Annotated in this window: 13 protein-coding genes; 2 read left to right on the plus strand and 11 right to left on the minus strand. The window is 64.8% G+C overall.

The genetic code is table 11. From position 1 onward, the window contains the following. Window positions 1–124: 124 nt before the first annotated feature. From VF617_RS05085 to VF617_RS05135, 11 genes are all read right to left on the minus strand, one after another. Window positions 125–520, minus strand: a complete 396-nt coding sequence (locus VF617_RS05085) for a response regulator (RefSeq protein ID WP_331013787.1) — start codon at window positions 518–520, stop codon at window positions 125–127. Between the two features lie 61 nt (window positions 521–581). Further along, entirely contained in the window at window positions 582–3,044 is a 2,463-nt protein-coding gene (locus tag VF617_RS05090; protein WP_331013788.1) for a tetratricopeptide repeat-containing sensor histidine kinase, read from the minus strand. Between the two features lie 117 nt (window positions 3,045–3,161). After that, window positions 3,162–6,143 (minus strand): S8 family peptidase, encoded by a 2,982-nt coding sequence (locus VF617_RS05095; protein WP_331013789.1) that lies wholly within the window; start codon window positions 6,141–6,143, stop codon window positions 3,162–3,164. A 146-nt stretch (window positions 6,144–6,289) separates the two neighbouring features. Beyond that, entirely contained in the window at window positions 6,290–7,831 is a 1,542-nt protein-coding gene (locus VF617_RS05100; protein WP_331013790.1) for an EAL domain-containing protein, read from the minus strand. Between the two features lie 86 nt (window positions 7,832–7,917). Beyond that, window positions 7,918–8,124: a hypothetical protein gene (locus VF617_RS05105; protein WP_331013791.1), complete on the minus strand. Its 207-nt coding sequence runs from the start codon at window positions 8,122–8,124 to the stop codon at window positions 7,918–7,920. 86 nt (window positions 8,125–8,210) lie between these two features. Further along, complete coding sequence (locus tag VF617_RS05110; RefSeq protein WP_331013792.1) at window positions 8,211–10,925, minus strand: Tat pathway signal sequence domain protein; 2,715 nt, start codon at window positions 10,923–10,925, stop codon at window positions 8,211–8,213. A gap of 112 nt (window positions 10,926–11,037) precedes the next feature. Then, window positions 11,038–12,156, minus strand: a complete 1,119-nt coding sequence (gene rodA / locus VF617_RS05115) for a rod shape-determining protein RodA (RefSeq protein ID WP_331013793.1) — start codon at window positions 12,154–12,156, stop codon at window positions 11,038–11,040. Then, window positions 12,153–14,189 (minus strand): penicillin-binding protein 2, encoded by a 2,037-nt coding sequence (mrdA, locus tag VF617_RS05120; RefSeq protein WP_331013794.1) that lies wholly within the window; start codon window positions 14,187–14,189, stop codon window positions 12,153–12,155. Before mrdA ends, rodA begins: the two co-directional genes overlap by 4 nt. Next, on the minus strand, window positions 14,189–14,701 hold the full coding sequence (gene mreD / locus VF617_RS05125; protein WP_331013795.1) for a rod shape-determining protein MreD: 513 nt from the start codon (window positions 14,699–14,701) through the stop codon (window positions 14,189–14,191). Before mreD ends, mrdA begins: the two co-directional genes overlap by 1 nt. Next, entirely contained in the window at window positions 14,698–15,537 is an 840-nt protein-coding gene (gene mreC, locus VF617_RS05130) for a rod shape-determining protein MreC (RefSeq protein WP_331013796.1), read from the minus strand. The genes mreD and mreC overlap by 4 nt, the downstream gene beginning before the upstream one ends. Window positions 15,538–15,615: 78 nt before the next feature. After that, on the minus strand, window positions 15,616–16,659 hold the full coding sequence (locus VF617_RS05135) for a rod shape-determining protein (RefSeq protein ID WP_331013797.1): 1,044 nt from the start codon (window positions 16,657–16,659) through the stop codon (window positions 15,616–15,618). A 145-nt stretch (window positions 16,660–16,804) separates the two neighbouring features. Between VF617_RS05135 and mutL the strand changes: the two genes are divergently transcribed. Continuing rightward, window positions 16,805–18,613, plus strand: a complete 1,809-nt coding sequence (mutL, locus tag VF617_RS05140) for a DNA mismatch repair endonuclease MutL (RefSeq protein ID WP_331013798.1) — start codon at window positions 16,805–16,807, stop codon at window positions 18,611–18,613. Window positions 18,614–18,752: 139 nt separating this feature from the next. Continuing rightward, window positions 18,753–19,004 (plus strand): hypothetical protein, encoded by a 252-nt coding sequence (locus VF617_RS05145; protein WP_331013799.1) that lies wholly within the window; start codon window positions 18,753–18,755, stop codon window positions 19,002–19,004. The last annotated feature ends 7 nt before the right edge of the window (window positions 19,005–19,011 follow it).

Genomic DNA, 19,011 nt, shown 5'->3' on the forward strand with positions numbered 1-19,011 from the left:
TAACATATGATGAATAGTTTGTGCCCATTTCCTTAGAAATATGGGCTTCGTCACTTATGTCGCACGGGGCAGGACTTGCCTTCCCCGAATCGGACGTCGAGAGTCTATTGCGCCGGCCCGAACGTCAGCTGAGGACGATGTCGTCCGTCGATCCTTTGGCCACCATGCGCCCCATTGCGTTCAGCAGCGCCCCCATCGCCACCGGCTTGAGGATCACTTCGTCCGCCCCCGCCTGGATGCACTGTTCGCGCAAATCGATCGCGGTATCCGCCGTCACTACGATGACGGGGAGGGTGGCCTTGGCGGCGGCGGTGTTGGCGCGCAGGTGCTTGATCGCGGTCAGGCCATCCATGCCCGGCATGCGCAGGTCCATCAGGATGATGTTGTAGGTGCCGTCCTCGATCATCCGGAGGCCGGTCTCGGCATCCGCCGCTTCCTCCATATTGGCGCCCACGACGCGCAGCATGTCCTTTACGACACGGCGGTTCATGGCATCGTCTTCGACGAACAGGACCTGCATGGGGTACGCTCCTAACGGCTCAAGCTATACGCGCTCGGCGTAAACGATTGATTAGCCTGGCTCACGCCGCGCTCGATAATTCTTCGGCCGGCGCGGCATAGGCCTCTTGCAGCGTGGCGATCAGTTGCGCTCCGCCCACGGGCTTGAGCACGAGTTGAGTCGCTCCCAGCTCAGCGACCTCGCCCAGCGGAAAATCGTCGCTGGGAGCCAGCAGCAGGGTGACCGGGATTTCCGCCGCGTGGGCCGCGTCGATCACTGCCTTCAGGCTGGCGATCGGCGAAAGTCCGTCCACGTTCCCGGATTTCGCTTCCAGCAGGACATGATCGGTGGTGCCCGTGCCGATCGCGGCGATCGCGGCGGCGCCGTCCTCCGCGCAATCGACTGCGCCGACGCGCGGCTCCAGCAGTGCGCGGAACACGCCCTGCGTCATCGCATTGCCCTCGACGAGCAGCAGCCGGGCGGTCGCCAGGGCCGCCGGTCTGCCGGCGCTCAGGGCGTTTTCCGCCGCTGAGGGTTCCTCGAGCACCTCGGCGGGAACGGTGAGCGTGAAGGTCGATCCTTCGCCAGTCACGCTTTCCAGCGCGATCGATCCGCCCAGCGCCTCGGCCAGGCTGCGGCAGATCGACAGGCCCAGCCCGGTGCCGCTGAATTGCCGCGTCGTGCCGCCATCCACCTGGTGGAAGGCGTCGAATACGAGCTTCTGATGGTCTTCCGGAATGCCGATGCCGGTGTCCCGCACTTCGATGACGAGTTGCCCGTCGTCCAGGCGCGAGCTGAGGCGGACGCTGCCTTCGGGCGTGAACTTGATCGCGTTGGAAAGCAGATTGGCGACGATCTGGCGGAGGCGCGCGCCATCGGAGCGAATTCGCGCGGGCGCGGCGCCGATGTCGAGTTCGAGCGCCAGGCCCTTGGCCGCGGCGTGACCGCTCCAAAGCCGCGCCGCGTCTTCCAGGATGCGCCTGAAGGCCACTTCCTCGGAGGCCACGGCGACTTCGCCCGTCTCCATCTTGGCCACGTCCAGAATGTCGTCCACCAGCGCGCGCATCGATTCGCCGGCCCCGTGCACTACCTGGACCTGCTCGCGCATCTCGGGATCGAGCTTGCGATTGGTGAGCAGGATTTGCGTCATGCCCAGAATGCCGTTCAGCGGCGTGCGGATTTCGTGGCTCGTCGTCGCCAGGAATTCGGTCTTGGCCTTGAGCGCCTTTTCGAGCGCGCTGTTGGTTTCTCCCAGCACGACGTTCGCGGCGCGGACCTCGTTGCGGCTGCGGCGGATGCGCAGCGCGCTGACCAGCAGCAGGGTGAAGACGATGCCACCCGCGATCACCAGGCCGATCAGCAGGTTCGATCGGAACTCCGCCTGTTGCTGCTTGATGCGTGCGTCGCGCTCTATGATCTTCTGCTTCTGATTCTGGTAATCGAACTCTGCGGCCATCAGCTGCGAGCTGGTCGAGGCGGTGAGGTTGCGGGCCTCGCTGTCGAGACGTTGAAATGCTTTCAGATGCGCGAGCGCCTGAGGCTGATCGCCCAGCTTTTCGAACACCGAAGCGGCGAGCTCGTGGAATTCACGGAACGGCATCGCCGTGGTCGCCAGATCGGCGCCGCCAAAGGCCTGTTTGAGCAAGGTCGCCGCAAGGGGCAGGTTTCCCCGCGCCTCCGCGACTTCGGCGGCTGCCCCGAACACGAACGGCTTCCAGCCCGCGGCCTCGCCCGAGCGCGACAGCCGCAGCGCTTCGTTTACGGTGCGCTGCGCTGCCTCCGGCTTGCCGCCATCCACCTGTGCCGCGCTCAGATTGGCGAGGATGCGCACTTCGAGCAGCGGGCTCTTCAATTCGCGCGCACTGGCCAGCGCCACGCGGAAATCGCTCTCGGCTTCGGCATGGCGGCCCAGCTTGCGCAGCACTTCGGCGCGATTATTGTGCGTGGTCAGGCGGAAGGCCGGCTCGGCGTCGTAGAGCTCGGCCGCCTGCGAATAATATTCGAGCGTGCGGGGATAATCCCCCGCGTCGGAATAGATCTGGCCGATATCCTGAAGCGCGATGGCCTGGCTGCGCTTTTCGCCGGCCTGGCGGAAGATGTCGTGCGCGCGCTGGAAATCCTTCATCGCTTCGACGACTTTGCCCTGCATCGCCGCAATCGCGCCGCGTGATCGCATCAGGTCGCCATGCAGCTTGCTGCGGGGTGCATTGCGCTCGACACGCTCAATTCCCGATTTGATGACCGGCACAGCCTTGTCGGTCTGGTTGAGGAACATGAACGATTCGCCCTTGAGCCATTCGGCCGTGGCGATGGCGATCTCGGACCTGGCGGATTTGGGCAGTTCGCGGGCGCGCGCCAGCGCAAGGTCCGACTTGATCAGCGCCTGTTCCGGATCGGCCATCATCGCCGTCTTCGCCTCGGCCACTGCCGCTTCGAAGCGGGCGTAGGCAGGGTCGGCGGCGGCTGCCGGAGCCGGTTGCGCGGCCGCCGGCGCGCCCAGCACCGGGAGCAGCATCAGCGACAGCAGCAGGACAAGAACGCGCATTCGAGTATCCCCGGATTTACCGGCGGAATTTAGCCGCGAATGATTAATGCAGTCTCAAAGGGAAGAGCCGCCCCGGCTACATGCCGGGGCGGCTCCTTTGCCCTTGGGAGAGGGAGTTCAGAAGGCGAGGCGGAGGCGGCTGCCGGCCATCATCCGCGGCATGGTGGCGTCCACTTGCCGCAGTTCGGCCCTGCCGAAGAGCGCCACTTCGCCGCGCCCGTCCAGGATCGACCCGCCATAGACCGCCTCGGCGATATAGCGGCGTCCCGGCCCGGCGATGTCGAACCTTTCGTTCACCACGCCGATCTCGCCCGTTGCGCGGTCGATCACCTTGACCATCTGCATTTCGATCGAGCCGTTCTCCACGGTGAGCGGCTGTGCGATGGTGAGCCGCAGGTTGTCGCCCTTGCCCAGCAGACGCTGCTTGCTGACCCCGACCTGGAAGGCAGTCGCCTTGAGCCCGCCGTCCGAAACCTGCAACAGCCCCTTGCCGCCGCTGCTGGTCCGCGCACCGGTAGCCGAGCCGAACAGGCTGAAGCCCGATCCGATCGCGGCATCCGCGCTGATGGTCACGCCATCGGTGAAGCTGCCATCGGCCAGGTCGCGCTCTTCGATCGAGCGGACCCCAAGCAGTGCATTGGCCTCGTCCAGCCGCGTCAGCGAGGCTGCCAGGTTGAGCCAGGGCGACGCCTTGTAATCGACGCGCAAATTGGCCGCGGCCGATTTGTAGGGATCGAGGCCATTGAGCAGCCGGCGATCGTTGATGTCGGTCACCTTATGCAGGTCGTCGCGAAGGTCGCGGCGCTGCGAGGTCATGCCGAGCGAGACCTTGACTGACGGGGCGATCTCCACGCGGCCCGCCACATGCGCGCCGCCTGAAGCGAAGCCCAGCAGCGGATTGACGCCGCCCGAATAGGCATCGAAGTCCGAAGTGAGCTGAGTGGCCTGCTGGCCGCCCAGGAACACCGCGCCATCCCCATGGCCGAACGAGAAGCCGAACTTGCCCGAGGGCGACTGGACATCGACCGAGGTTTGCAGTCTCGGGCGATAATAGCCTTCGATCCCCGGCGCAGTATTGAGCAGCTTGCCGGTCATCGAAAGCGACCATTCGTTGACGCCGTACATCGGCACGCGGTTCAAGTCGCTGAAGCCCCGGCCGAACGGCGCGGCTCCGGCCACCGACGAAGCGCCTCCGCCCATCCACGACATGAAGCGGTTATAGACAAACTCCTGGAAATATTCCCCGTTGCGCTGCGTGCCGACCAGGCGGCTGGACAAGGGGATGAGGAAGTCGCGCTTGGTCTGCAGAAGGGGCTCGAATGCTGTGAAGTACATGTCCTTCGTCACCCAGGCCGATTGGATGCCGGTCGTGCGCAGCGCATCCACCTTGATCTCGACTGCGCCGGTCGGAACCGCCGTCGTCGTCGTGGTGCCCGTCACGGTCGTGTCGATGCGCTTGGTGGGATCGACCAGATAATATTTGAGCTTGTTGAAATCGAGCGCGGACTGCGCCGCCTCGACATCGAGCATGCCGACACCATAGACCGGATCGATGCCGGGTGCGCCGAGATCCTTGGCTGAAGCCAGGATCGCCTTCGCCACGTCGCGCGGATATGTCTTCAGCCAGGGCCAGCGATCGTGGATCAGCGCGATCGCGCCCGAAACCAGCGGCGCGGCAAAGGACGTGCCGGACATCCGGGTGACGCCGCCCTTGCCGTCGGAGACGAGGATGAACTCGCCCGGCGCGACGATGAAGCGGTTCATCAGCAGCCCGCTCTCTTCGATCTTGCTGCTGTATTTGCACGAGTCGCCGTCGAGCAGGCAGGTGGTGCCAGGCCGGTTCGAGAAGTCCGAAATCTTGCCGCTGGGATCGACCGAACCGACCACGAGGAACGTCGTGTCGAACGCGTCCTTCATGTTGACGTTCTGAGTCTGGGTGATCCCATCATTGCCCGCGGCGATCACGAAGATCGTCTTGTTCTTTACCGCATCGACTTCCTTCGACTTGAGCACGGTCTGCCAGTCGGGATGGAGCGTCCAGTTGGGAACGCCGAGCGACAGGTTGACCACCGCCGCGCCGCGCTTGGTCACTTCGGTGATGCCCATGCGCACGGCGGCCCAATCGGCGGTCTGCGTCGCGTCGAACGGATTATACGCGGCGATCTTGGCGTTCGGGGCGATGCCCATCACGCCCTTGCCATCGTGCGAGGCGACCATCAGGCTGAGCACGGCGACGCCGTGGCCGTTATCCACCGTCGAAACGCCGCCCGAATAGATCAGCTTGTTCTTCACGTCGGGATCGTTGGCCGCATAGAAATCGACCAGCCCGATGACCGAGTCGGCGCCGCTGCCCTGAATCTGAGTCAGCTTCGGCGTCCAGTTGATCGCTTTCATCCAGTGATCGACATGGTCGGCCCCCGAATAGTTCATCAGCCCGTCATACCAGTCGAGGAAAAAGCGCTCGCGCTGGTCCGGCGTCAGCCGTGCGAGCGACTCGGGATTGCCCAGGTCGATTCCGTATTTGGAAAGCATCGGATTGGAAAAGGCTTCGCTGAAGCTCTTGCCCGTCTGCGTCTGCACAGCGCCGCCCCAGAAGGTCTCGCTCTGCTGGACGAGCGCCTTGAGCTGATCAGCGAGCGAGGCATAGTCGCCCGGCGCGTCGCTGAACGTGCGGATATTGCCCCAGAAGGTGCGGATATTGCCCCATTGCGCGCCAAGCTCGCCAGAGAAGGTGCGGATATTGCCCCAGAGCGGCGAGAGGTTGCCGGCGGTCGTGCCGTCGTTGAAGGTGCGGATGTTGCCCCAGAAGGCGGACAGGTCGCCCTCATAGGGATTAACATCGCCCCAGAACGTCCGGATGTTGCCCCAATAGGGGCTAACGTCGCCCCAGAAAGTGCGGATGTTGCCCCAGCGCGGCTCGACCTTCCCGGTCAGCGGCTTGAGCGGTTTCGCCGGATTGGGCGCCGGGGTCGGCGTTGCGGTGGGAGCCGGCGCGGGGGCGGCGGGAGCCGTCTGTGCGCTTGCCACCGCCGAAAGCCCGGTGGCGCACAATGCAGTGGCCGATAGCAGGCAGGCACGAAGCAGATTACTGGAGGTCATTCGATAAGCCCCTTTAGAAAGGTGGCCCCTGAAACCACCTGTTCGATTAGGCACCTTTTGCGCCCAAAGAGCTGAGTCGCTTCGTAATGGAGAGAGTAAAAAGCGCGTTAGGGACGAAAAAATCCCTACCTTATCATATGTTTGATTCAGGCCTTTCCGAAGAGGGGCCACTGGCCGCCATCGCCCTGGCCGCCGAGGCGCTTGACCTGCTCTTCGTCGTTCAGGAAGGCCACCAGCGAATCGAGCGGGAGGGGGGGAGAGATGAAATAGCCCTGGAGCAGGTCGCAGCCCATGATGCGCAGCAGCGACAGCGCCATGGCGTCATCCACGCCCTCCGCCGTCACTTCCATTTCCAGCGCATGCGCCAGATCGATCGAGGACCGGACGAGCAGCGGATCGCGATGGCTGTCGGTAAGCCCGCTTACGAACATGCGATCGATCTTGAGTTCATGCGCGGGCAATTGCTTCAGATAGGCAAGGGAGGACAGGCCCGATCCGTAATCGTCGATAGCGATGCGGATGCCTGCATTCGTGAATTCGTGAAGATTGGCCAGCGCCGCATCGGGATCACCGATCACCGCCGTCTCGGTTATCTCGAATCCGATCTTTCCGCATGCGTCCTGCACGATGTCGAGCGCCGCGTGCGCGAAGTCGCGGTCGGGCAGCAACTGACCTGAGATATTGACGTAAATCTCTATCTCATGTCCTTGTACTTGCAGCGCCTTTTGATCACGGACCGCACGCGCAATCACCCATTCGGTCAGCTCGCGGATCGCCCCGGTTTCCTCGGCGAGCGCAATGAAACGATCCGTGGCGACCAGGCCGCTCTCTGGCCGATGCCACCGTACCAGCGCCTCGACCGACTTGATGATGTTGGTCCGCGATTCGAGCTTGGGCTGATAATGAAGATCGATTTGGCCGGCGGCCAGGGCCACGGGAAAGGCGCGCATCAATTCGAGATCGACCAGGCTGTTCTGGTTGAGGATCGCGGCGTCGGCGAAGCAGACCTTGACGCGCTCGGCCTGGGCGGCGGTAAGCGCGGCGGCTGCCTGGTCCACCAGCTCGTCGCGGATCGAGCTCTTGCCCGCATCCGCGAACCCGATCGCGACCGACAGGTCGAACGAATAGTCGTCGATGACGAGCCGCTGCTCTAGCGACTGGATCGCGCTCATCAGCCGCATCTGCGCTTCGCCGAGCGTTTCGGCCTTGAACGCGAACTCGATGGTCGTGCGGCCGATGCGGCCCAGTTCGGCGGTGGCGATCGCCGCGGTGATCCGCTGGCCCAGTTGCGCGAGCAGCAAATTGGCGATCCGATAGCCGGTGCTCTGGCGCAGCGTGGTGAAGCGGTCGATCTCGGCAACGGCCACATAGGTGATCAGCGTGCCGCTCGAAACGCCGTCCTTGCGCAGATCCTTGAACATCGCGCTGTCTTCGGGAGTGGCGCGGTCCCAATCGAAGCACCCCGCCTCGATTTCGGCAAGCGCGGCGTTGAACCGGCTGATCATCCGCGCGTCGCGGCCCCAGGCGAGCGGCTCCAGCCGCACCCCCGTTTCCCCGTTTCGAATCCGCGCCAGCGCGGCGTCGATCGCGTCGATATGGACGGGGGCGCGCCGGCGCAGCGAGAGCCATCCCGCGAGGACGCAAATCGCCGCGAGCAGGATCAACAGCGGATGCGTCGTCCAGTCCATGGCGCTAAACTAGGCTTGATTGGTGAAGCAACGGTAACCAGCCACAGGTCAAACGGTTGTTTCACAAGGAGTTTGCATAACACAAGTTAGTAGCGGCCAAGTCTTCGCGATGCCGGCTCGCGATCGAGAAGGCGAAGGGCGCGCTCTGCGTCGGTGCCCTGCGACATGTCACCCCTCCGGACGCAATCCTGCATCACATCGACCAGATATTGCGGCGCGCGTTCGCCGTGCCACACGCGGGCTTCCGCCGCGTGAGCGAGGTCGATCAAATCCTGCGGCGCGATTTCGCTCATAAGGCTTCCTGGCATCATGAGCCTAATCAACGATTTATCGGCAGGGTTAAAGAAGCCGCAAGCGGCTGCCGCCAGCCCTTGCCGCGCTATCCTGGGGCGCGGGACGCAGCATATTTGGCGCCCAGCGTATCCAGCGTGTCGCCGATCAGCGCGATGTTCTGGATCGCGGCCAGGCCCCATTGGGATACGCCGTTGGTGCTGATCCGGGGATCTTCATCCACCGGATGCAGCACCGCCGACCCCGCGACTCGCTGCGTCTGCGACCGGGGCACGCCGCGGGGGCCGAAAAACTCCTTCCAGGCGCGGTCGGCAAGCCGCACGTCCTTCAGCTCGCGCGCGGCATAGGCGGTGTAGCGCGAATGCGCCTCGGTCAGGCCGCGGCCCCCCGGGTTCACCCCCAGGAATGCGGTGATCTCCTCGGTTGGCGCGTTGTAATAGCGGCAATAATCCAGCCAGACCTTCTTGTACGCCGGCACGTTCAGCAGCGGCATCAGCTCCTGGTGCATCTCCATCACCCCGAAAACGCCGTTGAGATGGCTCATGTTGATCTGGTCGCCCCGGCCGACGAAGCGCCCGGTCGCCAAATCATAGGGCGCCCCCCCGCAGAACCAGCCATTTTTCAGCTTGGCGATCGAGTTCATCCCGTTGACGATGCGATCGCGCCACTTCTTGTCGCCGGTGCGCTCCCATTCGGTGAGCCATGCCGCCACGAACGATCCCCAGGAAGTACCGAAGCTGCAATCGACCGTGCCCGGAATCTTCTCGCGCACGCCGTGCCCGCTGCCGCCTTCGCTCGCCACTTTGCGCTCGATGAACACGTTCTTGAGCGTCTGATCGGAATCGACAAGTTCGCGCATCAGGTCGCCCGTGCGCTCGTCGGCGGTGAGGTAATAATAGATCCGGCGGAAGGCGGCGTTGGAAACGCGCGGCTGCTTGGACGAGTCGGAGAAGGGCTGCACGCCGTGGCGCGTGCCGAAGCCCTTGTAAGGGCCAAGATGCAGCACCGCGACTTCGCCGGTCTGCCGCGTCATCGCCTCCGCCAGGCGATAGATGTCGGGCCGGCCGGAGCGCAGATAGGCATACCAGAACATCATGTCCGACTGGAGCTCGGAATTGTCCCAGGCCGATCCGCCCATGTCATATTTCCACACATGGCGCGCCGGGTCGTATGACGCCATGACGTTGCCGTAGTTCCAGAAGCCGTACCAGCGGTTCGCCTCGATCTGCTGGAGGTAGTAATCGAGCTGATAATCCATCCGCGCTTCGATCGCCTTGCGCGTCGGCGTGGATCGATCCACCAGGCTCCAATCGCCGAATACGCCCGCCGCATGCAGCCGCTCAGGCGAGATGGTCAAACGGGGGGCGGCCGAAACCTGGTGCGCCATGCCCGCGAAGCGGTCCCGCTCGGGCGTGGCGGGCAGGGCCCACAGGATGAATTCGGTCGTGCGCGCGATTCCATAGGGCTTGTTCCAGCCGGGTTCGAAATCCTCATAGGTGATGTCGAGCCCTTCATTCTGCTTCTCATACGTGTTCATGCCCATGTCGGCACGGTAGGGGCGCAGGTCCATCGCCGGGGCGTCGGGCGCCCACATCCACATCGTCAGCGATGCTTCGTCCTGCGTCGCCCCGCGCACGTCGATGCGCGAGGGATAGCGCTGCCAGAAGTCCTTCATCCCCAGCGCGATGCCGCCCGATACGCCCCCGACATAGCCCAGGCCCGACGCACGCCTTTCGGCGGCCGATGCGATCCAGCCCTGGCCGGGCGCGGTGCGCTTGGTGATCGTGTATCCGTCTGGCGCGGGCTGGGAGAGGGTGAAGGCGTCCCAGGGCGGCACCCATTTGAGTTCCTGTGGGAATTTGCCCGGCAGCTTGGCGGCATCCACGAACTTCCCCGCCACCTGCGCCGCTTCCAGCTCCCGGCCCGAGGAGCGCCGCAAGCCGGTGATCGAGCGCACCGCTTCCCCCCACACGCCGCCGTCCTGCCCCGAGAACCGCACATGCCGGTTCTCCAGGGCGTCACGCATCGGCGCCATCGCCTTCAGGCACATGCCGCTGATGATGTCCTTGGTCTCGTCGCCGTCGTAGATGAAGCTGTGGACGATGCGGACCGACTCCGCGCCCGCATGGAAATACAGGCGGACCGTGAACGGCAGCCATTGGCGTCCACCGCCTGAATAGCGCCCTGTCAAACGTATCGCCGCGCGCACGGGGCCGTGCTGTTCGACGACCGCATCTTCCACTTGCCCCTCGAAGCTCGTCTGACGAACCTCCGAATTCTCCTCCAAACTATAAGCATTCTGCGTGAGGAGCCCGAGCGTGACGGCGCCCATGACCTTGCGGCCGCCGCGCGTCGCCTGGGTTATCAGGGCCGTTCCGCTTGTCGGCAGCGTCCACACTGCGTCGCCCGTGCTGACCGTGAGCACCCGCGCCGATCGCTCGATCCGAACTGGGGCGGCAGGGGCGGCGGGCTTGCCCATCGTGAGGGCATAGGCCCCGCGCGGCGCGTCGGCCGCCGCCACGGCATGAGCCGACCATTTCAGCGAGCCATCGGGCCAATAAGCGATTGGCCAGGACTGCACGGGCAGGTCCTCCATAGCGAAGGTGGCGCGTGCGCTCACTGCGCCCCTGGGCCAGGGAACACCGAAGGTCATTCCTTCGGTGAAAGCCGGCGCCGCCGCGTCCAGCCAGATGGCTTTGGTAAGCGGCGGTGGGGAAGGGCCGAAACTGGCCAGGCCGCGGCCGGGCACGATGAGCGACAGGTTCACCGCTGCTACGCCCTGCAGCAGACGGCGGCGCGACATTACGAGTCTTTGCGACGGCGCCGGAATCATGGCTGTCCTCCCCAATGGTTCGCAATACTATAGCGAGAGCTTTTCGATCGGCGAGTGGATATCGCCCGGGCTCGGGCAAAGGCTACCAGCGTGTTACGCGGCGGTTCTGGCGGTCGATCGACATCAGGATGCCCAGGCAGATCATGAAGGTCATCTGTGCGGTGCCGCCGAAGCTGATCAGCGGCAGCGGCACCCCCACGACGGGGGCGAGCCCCATCACCATCGCCATGTTGATCGCGACATAATAGAAAATGGTGGCGGACAGCGCCGCGGCCGTGAGGCGCGCGAAGCGGCTCGTCGCGCGGACGCTGACGCCGATCCCCCATTTGATCAGCAGCCCGAAGGCAACGATCAGGAAGATTCCGCCCATCAGGCCCCATTCTTCCATCATCGTCGCCAGTGCAAAATCCGTATGCCCTTCAGGTAGATAGTCGAGATGGCTCTGAGTACCTTGGAGGAAGCCCTTGCCGAACCAGCCACCCGAACCGATCGCGATCTTCGACTGGCTGATATGATAGCCGGTGCCGAGCGGGTCGCTCTCAGGATCCAGGAACACCAGCACGCGGTTTCGCTGGTAATCGTGGAGCACATAATTGACCACGATGGGGACCGAGACCGCGAGCCCCAGCGCGCCCCCGATGAACAGCCGCAGCGGAATTCCCGCGAGGAACATCACCGTGATCCCGCCCGCCGTAATCATCAGTGCCGTTCCCAGGTCGGGCTGGAGCATCACCAGCGCCGCGGGCAAGCCGACCAGCACGATGCCCGGCCAGACCGCCCCGAAGCGCCGAATCTCACCCGCGGGCAGCATCTCATAGAATCGCGCCATCGCGAGCACGATCACGGGCTTCATCAGCTCGGAAGGCTGCAGGCGGATGAAGCCGAGATCCAGCCAGCGCTGGCTTCCCCCAGCGACTGCGCCGAGCAGCTCCACCACGATGAGCATGAGCAGCGTCACGGCATACATGGGGAGTGCGCTCAGCGCCCAGAAGCTCTCGGGGATGCGCGAGAGTATGATCGCCATCGCGAGGAACACGACGAAGCGCTTGCCCTGCGAAGAGGCCCAGGGATCGATATGCCCGCTCGCCGCCGAATAGAGCACGACCAGGCCGAACAGCCCGATCGCGATGACGAGCAGGAGCACCCGCCAGGGCAGTTGCGCTATCTGGCTGGGGACGACGTCGGAGCTGATCAGGCTCATTCGTCGGCTTCCGCGCTGCCGCGCTCGGCTGCGCTCGTGTCTATCGTGTTGGTCGTAGTGGCGTCGGCGGCTTGGGACGCGACGGTGCTCGCGGCTTCGGCGGCGTCCTCCGGGGCGGGCGGGGCAGGCACGTTCTGAGCCTGCTGGAATGCCGTCGCCTGCGCCGCCTGACGTTCGCGATAGGTGCCGCCCCAGGTCGGTTCGGCTTCGTGCAGCGACTTCATCGCCTGGGGCCGATCGAACAGGAAGGTCATGATGTCACGCCCGGTGAGCGGCGTGTCCATGTTGCGCACGGTATGGCCATTATGCTCCAGCACGATCGCCATCGCGTATTTCGGGTTCTCGGCGGGCGCGAAGCAGATGAACAATGCGTGGTCGCGCAGCTTGAACGGAAGCTGCGCATCCTTGAGCACGCCGCCCCGCCGCTCGGCCATGGTAATGCGGCGCACCTGCGCGGTGCCCGTCTTGGCGGCGAGGGTCACGCCGGGAACGTTCATGCGCGAGGCGCCGCCGGTGCCTCCGTCATTGACCACCGCGAACATCGCATCCCGCACGATATGGATATGCTCCGCGCTGATCTGGAGGGGCGGGGCAGCCGGAGCGGGCCCGTCCGCGATCAGCCGGGGTACGATCGCCTTCCCCGATGCGAGCCGCGCCGCCATCACTGCAAGCTGGAGCGGATTGGCCAGCACATAGCCTTGGCCGATCGATGCGTTGAGCGAGTCCGCCACCGTCCAGGCCTGCTTGTAGCGCTTCATCTTCCACTGGCTGTCAGGCACCGTCCCGAAGCGCTGTGTGGAAAAGGGCATTTCGAACTTCTGGCCCATGCCAAGCGACCGCGCGACCGGCGCGATGGCGTCATAGCCGTATCGGCGGACCATCTCGTAGAAATAGATGTCGCAGCTCTGCGCGACCGCGCGGCGAAGATTGACGCCGCCATGCCCGCCGCGCTTGTGGCAGTGGAAGGTGCCGTTGCCTACCTTGATCGCGCCGCCGCAATGCACCGTTGCGCTGGGATCGACACCCGCCTGGAGCAGCGCGAGCGCGTTCATCGGCTTGACCGTGGAGCCGGGGGGATAAAGCCCCTGCATCACCTTGTTCATCAGCGGCACGTGATCGTCTTCGGACAGCATTTTCCATTCGGTCTGTCCGATCCCGTCCGAAAAACTGTTGGGATCGTAAGCGGGCATCGAGACCATCGCGAGAATATCGCCGGTGTGGCAATCGAGCACGACGGCCGAGCCCGAATTGGTGCCCAGCCGCCGGGCGGCATATTCCTGGAGCGCCGCATCGATGGTCAGCTTGACGGTCTTGCCGGGCGCATCGGGCCGCGTGGCGAGTTCGCGGACCAGGCGGCCATGCGCGGTGACTTCGACGCGCTTGGCTCCCGGCGTGCCGCGCAATTCGTCCTCGAGGGTCTTTTCGATTCCATCCTTGCCGAGCTTGAATCCGGGGGTGACGAGAAGCGGGTCCTTGTCTTTCTTGAACTGCTCCTGCGACGCGGTGCCGACATAGCCGACGAGGTGGCCGACGCCCGCGCCGAGCGGATAATTGCGCGCAAAGCCCTGCGTCGCCTGTACCCCGGGCATTTCCGGCAGCCGCACGATCACCGTCGCGTAGCGCTCCCAATCGAGGTTCTCCAGCACCTGGACCGGCTGGAAGCCCGCCGCCCGCTTGAGATCGGTCTCGATCCGCGCGCGATCCTCGGGCGTGAGGTTCAGGATGCGCTGGAGCGTGTCGAGCGTCTTCGCCTTGTCCTCCATTCGGTCGGGGATGATATCGACACGGAAATCGGTGCGGTTGTTCGCGAGCGGCGCGCCGTTGCGATCGACGATCCAGCCGCGGCGCGGCGGCGTGAGCGTCAGGTTGATGCGGTTGCTTTCCGCCATCAGCCGGTAGCGCTCGTTCTCGAACACCGAGAGATAGGCCATGCGGCCCGCCAGGAGCATTGCCACGCCACCCTGCAGCCCGCCAAGCACCAGCGCCCGCCGCGAAAAGCTATATGCCTGGGTTGCTTCGGTGATCCGGACCATTACCGACTCTTACTATCGCGATCCAGCCATGTGCAGAAGCGGGCAATCACAGGAAAAAGCGCAGCGGAGATCACGATCTGGAAGAGCAAGGCAGTATCGACATGCGCATATATCGGCGCGGCGACCAGCCGGCCGGCGATCAGGCAGAAGGCGATGGCGCCGCTCGCGATCAGCCAATCCTGCCAGAAATCGCGCCACACCAGCCGCGTATCGAAGACATCGATGACGAGCACGCAGACCGTCCAGAAGAACATCGCATTGCCCAGCGGCTGGCCGCTGATCATGTCGTCGAAGAAGCCGAGGAGCACCGGCATCCACACCTTCATCGAATCGCCGCGCACCAGCCGCCAGCCGAGCAGCATCATCAGGCCGAAGGGCGGAAGGTACGGCACGGTGGCGATGAACGGCAGCAGCGTCATCATCGAGCCGAGCACGACCGAGAGCGGCGCGAGCCACACCGCGCGGGGCTTTTTCTCGCTGCGACCGAGCGGAACCCACTCGATCGGGCTCATTGGCCGGCCTTGGGCTTGGCCTTTGCCGCCGCGGGAGTGGGGGAGGGGACTGGCTCGGGCAGGAAGCTTTGCTGCACCAGCGCGAAATCGAGCGCGTCGGGATTGGCGCTGGGCTCGGCGACCGCGATGTCGCGCGCAGTGCGGATCACCCGCGCGACGGGCACGTTGGGCGAGAAGATGCCCCCGGTTCCCGAAGTGACGAAAGTGTCGCCCGGCTGAAAGATCATCGTGGCGACGCTCGCCGAGCGGATGTCCATCAAACCGTCGCCGCGCCCTGAGGCGATCGCCGGCAGCCCGTCGCGCGTGCGGCGGACGGGCACGATGCTCTCCGGATCGACGATCAGCAGCACGCGCGCGGTGTTGGGGCTGGTCTCGATCACCTGTCCGATCAGGCCGGCGGGCTCTCGCACGGGCTGACCGGGCTTCACGCCCTGCCAATTGCCCGCATTGAGCGTGGCATAGCGCCGCGTGCTCGAAGCCGAGCTGGCGACCAACCGGGCAATCACTACGGCATCGGTGGTCACGTCGCGGAGCTGGAGCAATCCGCGGAGCCGCCGGTTCTCCTGATTGAGCGTGCGCGCGCGCGCGACGAGCGTCTCGTTATCCGCGAGCTGCTTCTTCAGCCGTTCGTTCTCGGCGCGGACGTTGCCATGGCTCGCGATCCACCCGGGGGCGCCGGCCACGCCGCCGCGCATCCAGGCGAAGGCAGAGGCGACCGGGGTGGTTACCTCCGCGAAGAAGCCGCGCACCGCCGAATAGGCGGTAGGGTTGAAGGTAGAAAGCAAGAGCAGCCCCGCGCCGATCAGCGCACCGCCGACCGCACCCACATATCCCACGAATAGGCCGTATTGCGCCCGCCGCGAAAACCCCGGGCGCCGGTTTCTTGGCGGCGCCATGTCCCCCTTGCCCCTCTATCAGACCTGGATAAGCACGCCGCGGTAGACAGGATCCTCCAGCGCGCGGCCGGTGCCGATCGCGACGCAGGTCAGCGGATTCTCGGCAATCGTCACGGGCAGGCCGGTCTCGTCGCGCAGCACTTCGTCGATGCCCTTGAGCAGCGCACCCCCCCCGGTGAGCACGATGCCTTGATCCACGATATCGGCGGCCAGTTCCGGCGCGGTGTTCTCAAGTGCGATGCGCACGCCCTCGACGATCGTACCTACCGGCTCGCTGAGCGCTTCGGCGATCTGGCCCTGGTTGATCTGGATTTCCTTGGGCACGCCGTTGACGAGATCGCGGCCCTTTATGTGGATCGTCAGGCCGATGCCGTCGGCGGGGGGCTTGGCGACGCCCACTTCCTGCTTGATCCGCTCGGCCGTGGCTTCGCCGATCAGCAGATTATGGTTGCGGCGCACATAGGAAACGATCGCTTCGTCCATCTTATCGCCGCCCACCCTAACCGAAGTGGAATAGGCCAGGCCGCGCAGTGAAAGCACCGCGACTTCGGTAGTGCCGCCGCCGATATCGACGACCATCGAGCCGATCGGCTCGGTGACGGGCATGTCGGCGCCGATCGCGGCCGCCATCGGCTCCTCGATCAGGAATACCTGGCTCGCGCCAGCGTTCGACGCGGCGTCACGTATCGCGCGCCTTTCAACGGAAGTGGAACCGGACGGCACGCAAATCACGATCTGCGGCCAGCGCATGAAGCGCCGCTGCCCGTGAACCTTGCGGATGAAGTGGCTGATCATCTGCTCGGCCACATCGATATCGGCGATCACGCCGTCGCGTAAGGGGCGAATCGCTTCGATCGAGCCGGGCGTCTTGCCCATCATCAGCTTGGCGTCGTCGCCGACTGCCTTTACGCGCTTCACACCATTGATGGTCTCGACTGCCACAACCGACGGCTCATTGAGCACGACGCCGCGCCCGCGCAGGTAGACCACGGTGTTCGCGGTCCCGAGATCGATTGCCATGTCGTGAGACATCATGCGGAAAAAGCGGGAAAAAAACGCCATCGATCAATCCGTCTCTGCCGCGCTTGCTGTCTGCGGCTGTTCGCACAAAATTTAGCCCGGGCCCTTCCGGGGCGGAAACGATTCCGGCCTCGGCCATAGCGGTTCTAGGTCGCGGGATGCCGTCGCTTGGGCTACAGCGTAGGCCATGTCAATACGCCGCCTCCCAGAGCATCTCGTCAATCGGATCGCAGCCGGTGAAGTGGTCGAAAGGCCCGCCAGCGCGTTGAAGGAACTTGTTGAAAACGCAGTCGATGCCGGGGCCACGCGCATTGCCATCCGGCTGGGTGCAGGTGGCACCGAACTGATCGAAGTGATCGACGACGGATGCGGCATGTCGCCCCCTGAAATGGCGCTGGCGCTCGAGCGTCACGCCACCTCCAAATTGCCTGAAGCCTTGTGGGAGGATGGGGCGATCGAGCAGGTCACGACTTTGGGCTTTCGGGGAGAGGCGCTGCCTTCGATCGCGAGCGTCGCGCGGTTGTCACTGGAGAGCCGGGTGCGCGGGGCCGAGGGCTGGTCGAGGACGGTCGACAATGGCGATGTGCTCGCCGAAGGGCCTGCTGCTATCCCGCCGGGGACGCGCATCCGGGTCGAGCAACTGTTCGCCCGTGTACCCGCGCGCCGCAAGTTCCTCCGTTCCGCGCGCTCCGAATATGCAGCTTGCCTCGACGTGGTGAAGCGCCTCGCGATGGCGCGATCGGATATCGCTTTTTCGGTGGAGCATGACGGTCGCCGGGTGCTCCAGGTGCAGGGCGGCGAAACCCGCCCCGAGCGCGTCGCGGCGCTTACCGACCGCGCCCTGCGCGAAAACAGCGTTGCGGTGGATTTCGAGCGCGAGGGGCTGATGCTGGGTGGAGTCGCGGGCTTGCCGACCTTCAATCGCGGCGTGGCGGATCACCAATATCTGTTCGTCAACGGCCGCCCCGTGAAGGACCGGCTCCTCGCGGGCGCGGTGCGCGGCGCCTATGCGGAAATGCTGGCGCGCGATCGGCACCCGGTGGTGGCGCTGTTTCTCGAAGTCCCAACGGACGCGGTCGATGTGAACGTTCACCCCGCCAAGACCGAAGTGCGCTTCCGCGATCCGGCATTGGCGCGCGGGATGATCGTCAGCGGCCTGCGCCGGGCGCTCGACGAAGCCGGCCACCGCAGCGTCCAACGCACAAGCGAAGCCGCACTCGGCATGTGGACGAGCGACCTCCATCGTCATCCCCGCGAAAGCGGGAACCCGGAGTCGCGAGCGATGGACCCGTCACCCTGGGCCCCCGCCTTCGCGGGGGTGACGGGCGGGGTCCAAGACCGCCGCCAAACCTTCCTGACCCCACCCCCCATGGCCCGAGCCGAACCAGCCTACGCCCCAGTCCCTGAAACCATCACCCACCCCCTCGGCGTAGCCAGAGGGCAGGTCGCCAAAACCTATATCGTTGCCGAAGCGGAAGACGGTCTCGTCCTAGTCGATCAGCACGCCGCGCACGAACGCCTCGTGCTCGAACGCATGCGCCGCGCGATGCAAGGGGGCGGCGTGCCCAGCCAGGCGCTGCTACTCGCCCAGGTCGTCGAACTGGACGAGCCCGGCTGCGACCGGCTCGAAACCCGCGCCGAGGAGCTGGCGCAATTCGGGCTCGAACTCGAACGCTTCGGCCCCCGCGCGATGCTGGTCCGAGCCACCCCGGCCGCCCTCGGAGCCGGTGACGTCACCAGCCTCGTCACCGACCTGGCCGACGAACTAGCAAGCTTCGATGAAGCCCTGTCGCTGAAGGAACGCCTCGACCATGTCGCATCGACCATGGCCTGCCATGGCTCGGTTCGCGCGGGCCGCGTGCTCTCGGTCACTGAGATGAACGCGCTCTTGCGCGAAATGGAAGTCACGCCGCATTCGGGTCAATGCAACCATGGCCGCCCAACCTGGGTGAAGCTGGCGCATGGCGATATCGAGAAGCTGTTCGGGCGGAAGTGATGCACATGGGGGATAACGCCTTGGCATACCCGCCAAATGAATCACGCAAGCCCCGAATCTGTACGTTGCGGTTGAAACCTGTTACCTATTGAGCTTGCACGATATCCGCGGGAGATTTGCCAGTATGATAGCGCGTTTGATGTTGGTCGCGGGGACGGCCACTATACTTATCTCCGGCCTTGCTTCTGCCCAGGATGCTGCGGTGGATTCGGCCAAGCCCGCCAAGGAAAAGAAGATATGTCGGAGCCTCGTGCCCGTAGGCTCGATCATGCCGAAGCGGTTTTGCCTGACCAAGAATGAGTGGTCCCGCCTGGACGATGATATCGGCAAGCACACCGAGGCAAAATTGAACGCGCGCAAGACCACCATGGATCGTACGCTTTCGCAATAAGCGATCG

The sequence above is a fragment of the Sphingomonas sp. genome (genome assembly GCF_036388215.1).
GTDB lineage: Bacteria > Pseudomonadota > Alphaproteobacteria > Sphingomonadales > Sphingomonadaceae > Sphingomonas.